11 protein-coding genes are annotated in these 13,494 nt (G+C 58.3%); 8 read left to right on the forward strand and 3 right to left on the reverse strand.

All coding sequences use genetic code 11. The annotated features are described in order from the left end of the window. Positions 1 to 80 precede the first annotated feature (80 nt). Positions 81 to 1,085 (forward strand): phenylalanine--tRNA ligase subunit alpha, encoded by a 1,005-nt coding sequence (pheS, locus tag R3C19_20270; protein ID MEZ6062686.1) that lies wholly within the window; start codon positions 81 to 83, stop codon positions 1,083 to 1,085. A gap of 57 nt (positions 1,086 to 1,142) precedes the next feature. Here pheS and R3C19_20275 read toward each other — a convergent pair whose 3' ends face one another. Then, positions 1,143 to 1,577, reverse strand: a complete 435-nt coding sequence (locus tag R3C19_20275; protein MEZ6062687.1) for a hypothetical protein — start codon at positions 1,575 to 1,577, stop codon at positions 1,143 to 1,145. A gap of 486 nt (positions 1,578 to 2,063) precedes the next feature. Here R3C19_20275 and R3C19_20280 point away from each other — a divergent pair, with 486 nt between their 5' ends. Then, positions 2,064 to 4,118, forward strand: coding sequence for a sigma 54-interacting transcriptional regulator (locus R3C19_20280; protein ID MEZ6062688.1), 2,055 nt, complete (start codon positions 2,064 to 2,066; stop codon positions 4,116 to 4,118). 351 nt (positions 4,119 to 4,469) lie between these two features. Next, positions 4,470 to 4,793 carry a hypothetical protein gene (locus tag R3C19_20285; GenBank protein MEZ6062689.1) on the forward strand — a complete coding sequence of 108 codons (324 nt, stop codon included), beginning with the start codon at positions 4,470 to 4,472 and terminating at the stop codon, positions 4,791 to 4,793. A gap of 148 nt (positions 4,794 to 4,941) precedes the next feature. Here the strand turns inward: R3C19_20285 and R3C19_20290 are convergent, their stop codons facing one another. After that, positions 4,942 to 5,235, reverse strand: coding sequence for a transcriptional regulator (locus tag R3C19_20290; protein ID MEZ6062690.1), 294 nt, complete (start codon positions 5,233 to 5,235; stop codon positions 4,942 to 4,944). A 686-nt stretch (positions 5,236 to 5,921) separates the two neighbouring features. On the opposite strand from R3C19_20290, the gene R3C19_20295 reads away from it, so the two are divergent. Further along, complete coding sequence (locus R3C19_20295) at positions 5,922 to 6,629, forward strand: hypothetical protein (GenBank protein ID MEZ6062691.1); 708 nt, start codon at positions 5,922 to 5,924, stop codon at positions 6,627 to 6,629. A gap of 157 nt (positions 6,630 to 6,786) precedes the next feature. Continuing rightward, positions 6,787 to 8,211 (forward strand): DUF1501 domain-containing protein, encoded by a 1,425-nt coding sequence (locus tag R3C19_20300; GenBank protein ID MEZ6062692.1) that lies wholly within the window; start codon positions 6,787 to 6,789, stop codon positions 8,209 to 8,211. A gap of 384 nt (positions 8,212 to 8,595) precedes the next feature. Here the strand turns inward: R3C19_20300 and R3C19_20305 are convergent, their stop codons facing one another. After that, the gene (locus tag R3C19_20305; GenBank protein ID MEZ6062693.1) at positions 8,596 to 9,039 is read right to left on the reverse strand and encodes a hypothetical protein; all 444 of its coding nucleotides are present in this window, start codon (positions 9,037 to 9,039) and stop codon (positions 8,596 to 8,598) included. 374 nt (positions 9,040 to 9,413) lie between these two features. On the opposite strand from R3C19_20305, the gene R3C19_20310 reads away from it, so the two are divergent. The 3 genes from R3C19_20310 (at position 9,414) to hemA (ending at position 13,471) form a co-directional block, all read left to right on the forward strand. Next, positions 9,414 to 10,727: a hypothetical protein gene (locus R3C19_20310; GenBank protein MEZ6062694.1), complete on the forward strand. Its 1,314-nt coding sequence runs from the start codon at positions 9,414 to 9,416 to the stop codon at positions 10,725 to 10,727. 384 nt (positions 10,728 to 11,111) lie between these two features. Further along, on the forward strand, positions 11,112 to 12,191 hold the full coding sequence (gene ccsA / locus R3C19_20315; protein ID MEZ6062695.1) for a cytochrome c biogenesis protein CcsA: 1,080 nt from the start codon (positions 11,112 to 11,114) through the stop codon (positions 12,189 to 12,191). Further along, complete coding sequence (gene hemA / locus R3C19_20320) at positions 12,191 to 13,471, forward strand: glutamyl-tRNA reductase (protein ID MEZ6062696.1); 1,281 nt, start codon at positions 12,191 to 12,193, stop codon at positions 13,469 to 13,471. The genes ccsA and hemA overlap by 1 nt, the downstream gene beginning before the upstream one ends. Positions 13,472 to 13,494: the final 23 nt, after the last annotated feature.

The raw sequence follows: 13,494 nt of genomic DNA on the forward strand, positions 1-13,494 counted from the left end.
GAGGCTCTCGCCTTTTTTGTTGACGCACTCAGTTCACGATTCAAGATCGAACGTCGCTGCCTACTCGGACCGAATCAGAAATGGACATCCTGAAAGCCTTCGAAGATTACCAGGCCGCGGCACTGGCCGCGATTTCCACGGCATCGACGGCTGAACAACTTGAGGCGGTACGGATTGAGTTTCTCGGCCAGAAAAAGGGGAAACTGCGGGATTTACAGGGACTTGTTGGCAAGGCTTCGAAGGAGGAGAAGCCTGTAGTCGGCAAGCGTTTCAACGAAGTTCGGTCTGTCGTGACCGCAGCGCTGGATGAAGCGGTTGGCAGAGTTCAGGCCGGCGTGCAGACATCGGCGGCGGGGTTTGACGTCACTTTGCCGGGGTCGCATCCACGCCTGGCAGCGCTGCATCCGGTGACAAGGACGATTCAGCACTTTCGCGAGTTGATGGGGCGATTTGGATTCGAAGTCGTTGAGGGGCCGGAGATCGAAGACGAACGCCATAACTTCGAAGCGCTGAACATTCCCGAAGATCATCCCGCCCGCGATTCCCTGGACAACTTCTATATTGCCACCGCCGGCCTGACAGCGGGTGGTCCCGTGCTGTTGCGCAGCCAGACGTCCACCGTGCAGATTCGGACGATGGAAAACGTTAAGCCACCCATCCGTATCGTGTCGCTGGGACGCGTGTACCGTCCGGATACGATTGATGCCACGCATTCGTGTATGTTCCACCAGATGGAAGGCCTGATGGTGGATACAAACGTCACGATGGCGCAGTTGAAAACGGTGCTCAGCCTTTTTGCTCGGTCGTTTCTGGGGCCCGACGTCCAGATTCGCTTCCGGCCATCGTTCTTTCCGTTCACCGAACCTTCTGTCGAGGTGGACATGAAGTGGGGCGATACCTGGATGGAAATCGGCGGTGCCGGAATGGTCGATCCCAACGTCTTTCGAGCGGTGGGTTACGATCCGGAAGCCGTCACCGGGTTCGCGTTCGGTCTTGGAATCGAGCGATTCTGCATGCGGTATTTCGAAGTCGACGACATTCGCCGATTCTACGAAAACGACATTCGATTCCTGCAGCAGTTCTAGAACGAACGGCCCGTGCCCGGCGCAGACGATTGGCGGGCGTTCGGTGAGCCGAACTGATCAGAGCTGCAGCGCGCCTTCACAGAACCGGCAGGCAACTTTCTGTCCGACGTATTTCAATGCAGCCCGAATCTCTTCGCTGCAGTGTGGACAACTGCCGTAAACCGCCTGCTGTGAGACGGAAGTGTCGTAAAGAAACGGATGGTGACAATGCCGGCACTGTACATTTGCGCCCAGGTATTTCTTGTTGATGCGCAGTTCTTCGGAACATCCCGGACAGGAAATGTAATGTCCACGGATGTCGACCGGCTTGATGTGGCGAATTTCCGGCAAAGGGATAAACTCCGGGATCTGAATGCTGTCTTCAGACAACTCCGCATTCAACAGGAAGCGGCAAGTCTGACAATGGACAACGTTGGCGGGCATGTCGTCACCGCATTTCGGACACGGTCCTCCCGGCCACGCACCGTGTACGCCGCGAATCGCATCTGACATGACCGATGTGCCTGTCCTTTCAGGAATTCTTGTGCTCATGTTCAACACTGCATCAATGCGACGCTACCATGTTGCGAATTGCAACAGTCGACCTTCAAAATGCGTCGTCGGCAGGTCGCTGGTGGCGTCAGGGTTTTTGACCAGGGGCGTCAGGCTTCTGCGCGCCTAAGACGGATCGCAAGTTGCGCAGCGGTACCTGCAGCCCTGAAGATACTAATACGAATGAACGAAACACGTTGAACGGAATCCCGGGAGTGCGGCATTTTTGCTCAGGAAATCCGGTACGATTGACGTTTTTGCCGCCCGGACTTCTGACAGAATGACGTCGGCACGTGCGACCAAATTCGGGAATTCCCAGCGATTTATGGGTTGCTCGCTCCGCCGGCAGTAATGAACGACCGATCGGTGGCGAATTCTGCTGCACAAAATGTACCATTTTGCGCGAATGGCTGGGTTCTGCCCTATTCTGGATTGCCTGAAAGTCCAATGCCTGATGAACTCGATTTCGCTGGCGATCCGCCATCCAGTGACGGACTCGCCGGCAACGGAGAGCCACCAGCAGCGTTCCTGCTGAGTTGGGACGGCAGCGCATGGCGAGACGTCGTGCGTTTGCGGCAGGGGCACGTTGTCACGATCGGACGATCCGAAACGAACAAAATTGTGCTGCACGACGAAGCGTGCAGTCGCAATCACTGCGAAGTGTTTTACTCCGAAGGGCGATGGACGCTTCGGGATCTGCAAAGTCGAAACGGAACCATCGTTGGCAGCGTTGGAGTCTCCGGCGACGTGACGCTGACGTCCGGCGACATTGTCAGTATCGGGCTGTGCCGGTTGGCGTTCACTACAAACCTGGAACGCCCTCCCGCGCCGCCGCCAATGGATCCTCTGGGAGACCGGGAAACCGCAACGTTCCACGACAGCGCTGCGGAGGATGACGAGCCGGCGATTTTGCATCGCAGCGCTGCCCCTGGATTCCTTGCACGCAACCGGGATTCCAGCGTTGACGTTGCCCGTGGTTCCAGCGTCGGACTGGCGAAGCTGTACCAATTGGGACTGGAAATGGGAGCTGCCCGCAGTCGACGGCAGTTGACCGAGGTCGTTCTCAAAAGCCTTGCCCGTGAAACCGTGGCTGATATCTCCGCCGTGCTGCTTGTCCCGGCGGGTGGCCCGGATCATCCGGTCCCTTCTGACCTGCAGGTCATCGCGTATGACAGCGTCAAAGACCTTCCGTATCGGCGCGTATCTGACAATCTATCGCGAATCGTACTTTCCAGCCGTGAAGCGATTCTTGCCCGCGACGTGAAAGGGAACACTCAGCTTGCGGTCTTTGACAGCCTGGGAGAAATGCGGGCCGTCAGCGTGATCTGTGCCCCGATTCACTGCGACGACAAGGTGCGCGGACTCGTTCATCTGTATGCGACCAATCCGGACAACGCTCTGGATGAAAACGACCTGGATTTCACGATGGCTGTCGCTCGCCAATTGGCGATCGCGCTGGACTTTGTGACGGAACGAGACACGCTGAAATCGGGTCTGGACCAGGTTCGCAACGAAAACAAATCGCTGCGCCGGCAGCTTGAGCACGAGCAGAAGCTGATTGGTGAAAGCTCCGCGATGCGGGGCCTTCGGGAAAGGCTGGGACTGATTGCGGAGACCGACGCCGCTGTGCTGATCCGTGGTGAAAGTGGCTGCGGAAAGGAACTAATTGCCCGGACGATTCATCTCAGCAGTCCTCGAAGAGACGGTCCATTCGTCTGCCTGAACTGCGCGGCGCTGAACGAATCGCTGCTGGAAAGTGAGCTGTTCGGTCACGAAAAGGGTTCATTTACGGGTGCCACGGAACGGAAAATCGGCCGCTTTGAACAGGCCCACCAGGGAACGCTGTTCCTGGATGAAGTGGGCGAGATGAGTCCGGCGATTCAGGCGAAGTTTCTGCGAGTGCTGGAAGGGCATCCGTTTGAACGAATCGGCGGGCGCAAACCGATCGAAGTGGATGTCCGAATCCTGGCAGCCACGAACCGGAACCTGGAAGAAGCTGTCGAAGACGGCGATTTTCGCAAGGACCTGTATTTTCGACTGCACGTCGCGGAGCTGGTGGCCACGCCCCTTCGTGAGCGGCGCGACGACATACCGATGCTGGCGCAGTTCTTTCTGGAACGTTTCGTCGATAAGACGGGCCGCATGATTACCGGTTTCACCGACGAAGCGATGCAGCTGCTGACGGAGTACTCCTGGCCGGGCAACGTCCGCGAGCTTCAGAACACGATCGAACGGACGGTGATTCTGTGTTCCAACGAGGTTGTCCGGCGAAGCGACGTCCAGCTTTCACCGCTTGCCGGGAGACTTTCGGTCAGCGAACCCGCTCGACCGACGTCTGAGGAATACGAGGAGTTGTCGCTGGCGGACATCGAGCGTGATCACATCCTGACAACGCTCGATCACACCGATTGGAACAAGTCCCGCGCTGCTCAAATCCTTGGCATTGAACGTTCGACACTCGATCGAAAACTCAAGCGCTATCACGTGTCAAGACCGGACTGAAGAATCGAGCCCCGACCCTGGAATCGGCAATCTTCCGCTTGCTGCGAGACACTGTTTTTTCCTGAAGAACGGGTCATTTGGCACGCAATTCTCGCAGCGGTATTTCCTTTGGAATCGCTTTTCAGGATTGTCCTTTTTTGTTGACATTTCGACGCGCCAATCAAAAAATCAGGGCTCGAACGGATTTGTGAATTTCGAGCGAGATTTTGCGAAGGCGGGCCGGTTGATTTCTCACCATGTGACGCCTCCTTCCAGTGTGTCTGGATGAGTTTGCTTGAGTTCAGCTTGCGGAGCCAACGGAGTGGACAGAAGTACGACTACACATCGTTTTGAGCACATTGGAGTCCATGAATGTCGTCATTCTACGCCGAGGTGGAAGGAAGCCTTGAGTCGCTTTCGGAAATTGAGGGCTACGAGTTTCTGAGCGACCTCGACGCCGGTTTCGAAGAAGAACTGAAGTCGCTGGGCGTCGATCCCGGTTCACCGACTGCTGCAAAGCCGGGTTCTGAAGAAAAGGTGATGATGCTGGCCGCTCGCTATGCCGCTGGTCTGCCGCTGTGGCATACTGATGACTGTTACGACCACGGACCCGGCAGTGTCGGAAATCTCTTTGTTGACAATTCCATCGTTGGAGATGGTGTTTCTGAGGAGGAAGAAGAGTTTGAGGTTGCGTAGTTGTCGGCTGTAACCTCATCCGCCAAGCGGGTGCTGCCAACTGCTGCGACTCTGAATTATCACTGAACCAACAAGAAACGGGTGCTGCTGAATCTTCGGCAGCACCCGTTTTTCATTACGCGACAGCCAAAGTCTGCGGCGGTATCGTTCAGAATTCGCGGCCTTCTTCTTCCATCCGCTCCTGCAGCTCGTCGCGTTCGTTTCGTGTGGTTTCCAGATCGAACATCAGATACTTCACGTCAAGTCGCAGTTGCGATAGGGCTTCCTGGACGAGGCCCAGGATTCGGCGACGTCGACGAACGGATTCAACGACTCGGTGATAGCACTGCAGCAGTGTTTCCCGCTCGACGTGATCCAGCGCGGCGATCAGCTCCCCGAGCTCAATCAGGTCGGGCGGTAATTCGTCCGCCTGAGAATCCTGGAAGCGCTTCCGATCACCCATGACTTGATCTCACGTCTGGCACCACTGCCTGGCACAACACATCTGGCGGAACACCGCGTAACATTCAACGCGACATGTTGCCGTCGGGACGCCCGGATCGACGCAGCGCCGGCTATTGCCGCGAATATCTACTTCAGTCAATTCTGTGCCGGGAATCGTCGCCTCACAAGGAAATAATGATACCTATCGGGTCGATTCTGACGGCTGGCCGGTCTGGACCGCCGATCTTGCCTGCGCTACGAGGACACTGCAGTTGCCCGCGAAAACCGGGATTCGTTCCGAGCGCGTGGTGGCGAAACGACCATGCTGAGCCCAACCTGCGATCGGAGCCGACCCGTTTCCTCGGTCGCCCTGAACGCTCCGAAGCAGCGACTGCACGGAGTCAGATTCACGATCGCGTCTTTCGGACGATTCCCTTCCCATCCGGAGAGCCCGAGTGAACGACATGCTCAGGATTTTCCGCCAAAATCCGCTGCGACGGGCAACCAGTGGACGTGTGCCGGCGGAGAGCCCGGCCTTCGCGCCGAATTACGGCACCGGCGGGACGAGTCGACAGGAAACCGTTCGCGACGGCTTACTTTTTGGTGCGTTTTTCGTGATTCCGCCCGGAACCGCATGACCTGAACCGTCGCCGCGGGCGTTCACGGAATGAAGCGATTTTCGAGCGTGATTTCGAGGTGTAAGAGATGAATCCAAGGATTGCCGAGATCTTCTTTGCGTCAGTCATGACAGCGGGCGTTCTGGTCTGGGCGATTTCACTTCGCAAAGCTGCAAACCTGGGGAAGCAGACACCGTCGCCGGACGACGATCCGTGGTCGCCGCTGAACGACATCAATGATCGCACGACGTCACCATCTGCCAACGTTGTAACCGGCGAACGAACGGTTTCCGGTCAGCCTGCCGGGGTATCGGACTCACTCGCGAGACTGATGATGACGTCGACGACGATGGGACCGTTTTCGTCGTCCTACGAGATCATCGATCGAACGTCGGAGCGGCTGCTGGTTCGACCGTCAGGTTCATCGATGGGAAACCGTTCGGCGGGTGTGAACTTCAGTGAAGCGGAATTCACCTTTGAACGGGTTGATCGGAACCTGGTTTCCGTCAGGTATCGGCTCGATTTCGATCGAATGGCCGCCAGACTTCGCAGGGCTACGCTTGCCATCATCCTGGGGCTGGGACTTCCGGTTCTGATTCTTGTCGGCAGCCTGATTTGGCATTTCGTAGTTCGCAGCGCCAATCCCGGTGTTCGCTGGCAGGTTCTTCAAACGCTGCAGATCGTCCACGTACTCTGGCCGCCGTTTCTGATGATGCAATCCTACAAATGGCGCCGTACCCACGCGACGACGTTTGTTTCAAATCTCCTGGCGTCTCTGGAACTGGCCGACGCCTGAATCTGCCACCGCAAACGGATGCCGCGATTTCAGTACGGTCTCTGTCTTCGTTGAAAGGCCCGCGATATCATCTGGTCCACCGCGCAATTAAACCTGCGGTTTGCCGACCGGCTTTCCTGAACTGCGACCCTGCATTCGTCCAATCCTGGTGACGTCTATGCTTCCGTTTCCCGCAGAACTGCATTTGCAGCGCCCGTCACGACGGGAACTGCTGCGTCTGGGAGCCGGCATCGGGGCGGTCAGTTCCCTTTCGATACTGCAGCGTGCCTGTGCCGACACCGCCCGGATGGCTGAACAGGCGATGTCGGCGGAGTCCGTTCGTTCTTGCATTGTTGTGTTTTACTACGGCGGTCCCAGCCACCTGGACACGTATGACATGAAGCTCGACGCGCCGGATTCGGTGCGCGGCGAGTTCTCCGCAATCGCCACGTCGGTCCCGGGACTCAGGATCAGCGAACACCTGCCGCACATGTCGCGAGTCATGCACAAGGTGGCGCTGGTTCGCAGCATGCATCACACCAACCGGCTTCATGATTCCGCATCGACGGAAACACATACGGGGCGTCAGGGACCGAAAGGGGATCGCGAAGAGTTCGCGCCGATCGAACAGTTCTATCCCTGCCACGGAGCGGTGCTGTCGATGCTGCGAAAGGGCGAACAGACGGATGTGACGCATGCTGTTCTGCCGTGGCAGTTCCACAACGTCGTGACGACGCCGTGCCAGGGAGGCGGCTTTCTGGGCCATCAATACGATCCGCTGCTGATCAACGGTGATTCCGCGAAGGTTCGCTATTCCATTGAAGCACTTCTGCGTCCGCCGGAATTGACGATGGATCGGATCGGTGTGCGTCGAAGACTGCTCAGTCATCTGGACGCTTCGCAGCGGGAGTTCGTTCCCGCTGCGTCGCTGGATGAGTTTCGGCGCAGGGCTCACGAACTGCTCGGGTCAGCCACGCTTCGCGACGCGCTGCAGATCGAAGACGAACCGGCTGCTGTTCGCGAGCGGTACGGCATGAAGGAACCGGAAGCCGGTGCCGGTGATGCCGCCGCTGCTCTGGCTCCCGCCAGAAACCTGCGGGGACAGAACCTGCTGCTGGCTCGACGACTTGTCGAAGCGGGAGTCCGGTTCGTGAATGTGCATGACTTTCGGCAACAGGGGCAGAACTGGGATTCTCACGCGCAGAATTTCCGCCAGCACAGCCGATATCTGCTGCCTCAGGCCGACCAGTCACTCGCGGCGCTGATTGAAGATCTGGATGATCGCGGTCTGCTGGATTCCACCCTTGTCGTTGCGCTGGGGGAATTTGGTCGCACGCCAAAGATCAATGAGAGTGCCGGCCGGGATCACTGGCCGGACTGTTACACAATTCTGCTGGCCGGCGGCGGCATTCGCGGCGGAGCGGTGTTTGGTTCAAGCGACAAGATCGGTGCCTACCCGGAGACCAATCCCGTGACTCCGGCCGACCTGGCGGCGACGATCTACTGGCGGTTCGGCATGAATCCGCGTCAGGAGATGCACGATCAAACCGGCCGGCCGCACCGACTGTCTGACGGCCAGCCAATTACCGAAATCTTTGGATGAATCGCCGCCGCCCGCATCGCGCGACGGCGACCAACGCTGGCGGCTTCCTTTCGAACGAACAGACGTCGGGCGATTCTTCGCTTCAGGCCATGCGCGCTGTTGTTTGTCCTGGCCGCAGCGGTCACTGATGCTTTTTCATACACTTCCTGCCACGAGCCTGATTGCCTCATTTATCCCGTTCGCGGTTTATACTGGCCGCGGCGGACGCCGATACTTTTCGCTCGTCTTACTCCCGCGAGCCCGAATGTCTCATTCTGCCCCGTTCGCGGTATAGATTCGCATCCGGAAAGTCGCTCGCCGGTTCTGAAACGCATTTGAGCAACCACGCTGGTGTCCCGACGAATTTGAAGGATTGCGGACCGTTCGCACGATCAGCAAAGTTCTTCACCACAGGTTTTCCAGCTTTCCTGTGTGAGCGTGCAGCAGCCGGCCGGGTCCTGTCCATTTCGGCGGTCGCTGCAGGATTCTGAGCCACACCAGGTGGCCTCGTGCCTGTCCTTCAAATGACACATGCTGCCCGAGTTCATCGTCGTCACAGACCGGGTCTGACTGCCAGTAGATCTGCGGCACTTCGTCGAAGATCTGCATCACCTGGACGATGTCGAGCTGAACCTGGCTTGGCAGAGTCGTACCGTCTTTGGCTCCGCCGACCACCTCTGTCATGGCAACAAAGATTGTGACTTCCCATTCGTCGCGAACGGGATCGTGAAAGAAATGGCAACCGACGGGAGCCTGGAAGGCATCGGACAGAATCCCGCGAGCTGCGTCATTGGCGAACCACCGCAGCCAGGTAGGCGGCCGCGTTTTGACATTCCCCGTCGATTCCATTTTTCAATGTCCTCAGTGTCACGCTGAGCAACGTATCGTGTGCAATGTGCGGGTACCTCCGACTGGCAGACGCGTGACAATCGGCGCGGTTCGAACTGAGTTCGGCGAAGTCAGAACTGCAATTGCCGCGCCGGAGCGGTTCGGACCGGAGCGAACCGGCAGTCGTGTCTTTCCCGTGCCGCCTGCCACGAGCCGAAACTTCCCGTTCGGTCCGCTCGCAGGAACTGACTGTCTGTGCGCCGAAGTCCGCTTCTGACGGATTGTTGCCGCGCAACAACGTTTCAGAATTGTGTCAGCTTCTGAACAATCTGTTACTCTGTTGTTCAGCCACCGAAACACCGGTGTTCCGGCCTGTTGAGTGAAAGGAACCCCAGTTGACAAAGCTTGCCCTGTTCCTGCTGCTTCTCGTGTCGCCGCTGGCTGGCAATGTCGCTGCCAGTGCCGACGACGAGATCCCTGTGCGTCAACGCGCAATGGATGTGCTGATTCTGAACGATGGTACGCGGCTGCTGGGAGTCCTGCCGTCCCGGGAAACCGGCGATGACGGGCAACTTCCCGACACCACGCGCCTACTGCTGCGAACGGCGTGGATGAAGGAACACGCTCCGCAGATTCTCGCAAACACTCAGCCAATACCTGCCGCCCTGGACGCAAATCTTCCGGCAGTCACCCTGGAGTCCCTGCTGTCACAGCATGTTGCAGAATTGCAACAACAACCCGACGCGTCTCCCGAACGCGTTGGTTTTCTGCAACAGCGTCTGGCGGAGCTGCAACGGCCGCCGGTCGATGCCAATACCGTCGAATCCAGGCTGCTGGTCCTGACGGTCTCCAACGACATTATTCGGCGCACGCTGCAGCAGACCGCCAACGTTCGACAACTGGGATTTCTGGGCATTGTCAATGACATGGAAAACGTCGAATCGCTGTCGCAGCGTGAAGTTAATCAGAAACTGCGACTGATTCCTGTGGCAAATCGGCTCCACGCGCTTCCGGATGACAATCATCAGTTCCCCGAAGAGCAATTTGAAAGACTTCTGGCTGCCGCCGACAGTCTGTTCGGAAAGACCTGCCGTCTGATTCGTTTCGAAGATGAATTCATTCCGGATCAGCCAGGCGACGACAGGGACCTGGCGGGACTGGCCATGAAGATGCTTTCAAAGCAGACACAGTCGCAGCTTCAGCAGTTGCTGGATGAAGCACTGAACGGAAAGACTCCGGCACAGCAGCCGCAGCAGGACGAAAGTACCTGGACATCCGAAGAACTGCCGGACGCCGCCCGAAAAATCGCGGAAGACCAGAATGCGGACATCGTTCAGGTGTCTCAAATGGCGCTGGGAATGACGGCGGGAGTCGCGACGGTGCGAGTGTGTCTGTTTCATCGCAACCGGTCGACAGGTGAATGGAAGTCGGCCGTGTGCGTTACGGAGACCGCGTTTGCCAAAGACGTCAGCGAAGAAGAAGCACAGCAACTGGTCGACAACCCGCAGCTCAAACCCATGTTGGCGCTGTTCGAAAAACTGGGAGCGTCCCCGGCCGACATTTCAAGGGCACTGTCGATGGGAGCCGTGGTGCGGATTGCTCAACAGAAGACGGAAACTTCATTGCAGGAGTTCATTCGAGCGGCTACGACGGTTGGAGCCGCAACTCCGGAAGTCGCCGCGCGACAGCTCACTTCGCTGCCGAAATAGGCGGACCTGTGCATTGAACACGTCGGCCCTTCGAACATCAGCGCCGGCAAGGACCGGAAGTCTTGTGGCGGCGCTAACGACCTTCGTTACATCAGCAGCGATTTTGAAAAACGCAGGACGACTGCGGCAACGAAAACGCGACCGAACACGATTCGCGGAATCGGCCGTTTCTTTATCTCCATGCACGGCAGACGCTGCCGGAGTCGACGTGCGTAGAGTGAACACCGAACGCCGCCAGGCGTGGATGTTTCCCGCGATGCGATTCAGCGAATGCCAGTCAGCGGTGCCGGAATCCGCGATGTTCAACGCTTCCTTGTCGTTCCGCAGCCCGTAGAATGCCGCAGTTTCAGCGTCCCTGTTCGCGCTGCATAAGGAATCGCGCTGTTGGCGTTTCTGTCCAAAGTCCATCTGTCCTGCTTTCTGCTGAGTTATCTGCTTGCCTTCGCGGGTGAGATCCTCCAGGTGCTGCGCGGACGTTCGCGGGCCGTAAGAATCGGACTTCTGCTGCTGGCCGCCGCTGGTCTGGTGGCACACACCGCCTACCTGGTGACTCGCAGCCGGCAGTCGGGACTACCGCCTTTGGTTGGCAGCAGTCATGACTGGCTGCTGGTGCTGGCGTGGCTGGGAGCCGTCATGTACCTGGCGATCGCCCTGACGCATGAAAAGTCGGCTCAGGGCCTGTTCCTACTGCCCGCGGTGCTGATCATGGTGGTGCTGGCAGTATTCGTTGAAGGAGCCGTACCGGCAAAAGTACACGAGCTGGCGGAGACGCGCTGGGGAATGCTGCACGCGTCGACGCTGGTTCTGGGAATCGCTGCCGTCGTTGCGGCCACGCTGACCGCGCTGATGTACCTGCTTCAGCACCAGGGCCTTCGTCGGCCGCGTTCGGGAGTACACCGGCTGAAGCTGCCAAGTCTGGAACGGCTCAGCGCCGTCAATCGCTGGCTGGTCGTCGGATCGGTGCCCATGCTGACCGTTGGCCTGTTTACCGGATTCGTGCTGGCCGCGATGGTCCGGAACGACGCGACCACGTCGTTTCGCTGGACCGATCCGATCGTCATCGGGACGCTGATTGTCTGGTGCCTGATGGTGGCCGTGCTGGCATGGATGCTGACTCGAAAGGATCAGACCGGACGATCGGTGGCCAAACTGACCGTGCTGGCTGGAGGCTTCCTGCTGCTGACGATCTTTGGACTGACGCTGCTGGCGGGAGGGTTCCACACGTCACGAGAATCCACGTCCGCGGAGTACCGTCGCGTGCGCGCGATCGCGACGACGGAGCTGCGAACATCGAATGTCCGGCTTTGTGGTCTCTGCGTACTCATGCCGACGACAGCTGCCGGCAATGCACAGGGCGATGCACGCAACGCGGCTGCCGTTCGCGGGCATGTGTACCGCGTACCACACGGCGGCATCACGGAAGGTACGCTGTCTTTCGCCATCACAACTCAGGGCCGCGTCTGATGAACGTCTTCGTCCTGAGCTGCAATCACCACCACGCCGGGCTGCAGGTCCGCGAGAAGCTGGCGTTTTCCAGCACTGAGCAGCTTGCGCGAGCCTACGCTGAGTGGCGCGACCAGTATCCGGATTCGGAACTGGTGCTGTTGTCGACGTGCAATCGCGTCGAAGTTTATGCCGCCGAAGATGCTGAAAGCGGGTCGCTTTCGTTCGATCATATCACCGATTTCATATCGCGGTTTCACAACATCCCGACGGATGAATTCACCAGCTCCGTTCTGTCGCATCACGGCAGGGCCGCGGTTGAGCATCTGTTTGAAGTCGTGTGCAGTCTGGACAGCATGGTTCTGGGTGAACCTCAGATTGTGAATCAGGTCAAGGAAGCGTATCGGATCGCTCAGGAGAACGATTCCTGCGGTCCGCTGACAAACCGGCTGTTTCAACACGCATTGACGGTGTCCGGCCGCGTTCGCAGCGAAACGCGGCTGTCGGAAGGGCGCGTTTCAATTGCCAGCGTCGCCGTGGGAGACTTCGCTCGCAGCATCTTCAATCGCTTTGACAACAAAACCGTGCTGGTAATCGGCGCCGGGGAAATGGCGTCGGAAACGCTGCGATATCTGAAGGATGAAGGTGTGCAGCGGATCGTTGTCGTCAATCGCAATCGAGACCGCGCGGTGGCGCTGGCCGCGGAGTTCGGCGGTGAGACCGATGCCTTTGAAAATCTCGACCGATGGCTGAGCGAAGCCGACGTCATTGTCAGCACCACCGGCGCCACGGAACCTGTCGTGACTCATGAACAGTTTGCGAAGGCTCGCCGGCAGTCAAACCGCCACCCGGTGTTCATTCTGGATCTCGGCGCGCCGCGCGACTTCGCTCCCACAATCGGCGCGATCGATGACAACGTGTTCCTGTATGACATCGATGCTCTGGAAGCGACCTGCCAGGAAAACCGCAAGCTTCGGGAAAACGAAATCGCCGACGCGAAGAAGATTATTGAAGTTCAGACCGAACGCTTCATGCACGACGTCTACCATCGCGCGACAGGACCGGTCATCCAGCGGCTGCGTGATCACTGGGGCGAAATCAGTCGCAGTGAACTGGAGATTTTGTATCGAAAAATGCCGGAAATGGACGCTTCGCAGCGAGCCGCCATCGAGAAGACGATTCATCGGATCGTCAACAAGCTGCTGCATCCGCCTCTGGAAACGCTCCGCGACGAAGCCCGCGCTGGTGAACCCCACGGACTGCTGGATGCCGTAAAGCGACTCTTCAACCTTGGTGAGTAGCCGGTGGGGCATTTCGCCGCGGA

Source organism: Planctomycetaceae bacterium, assembly GCA_041398785.1.
Classification (GTDB): Bacteria; Planctomycetota; Planctomycetia; order Planctomycetales; family Planctomycetaceae; genus JAWKUA01.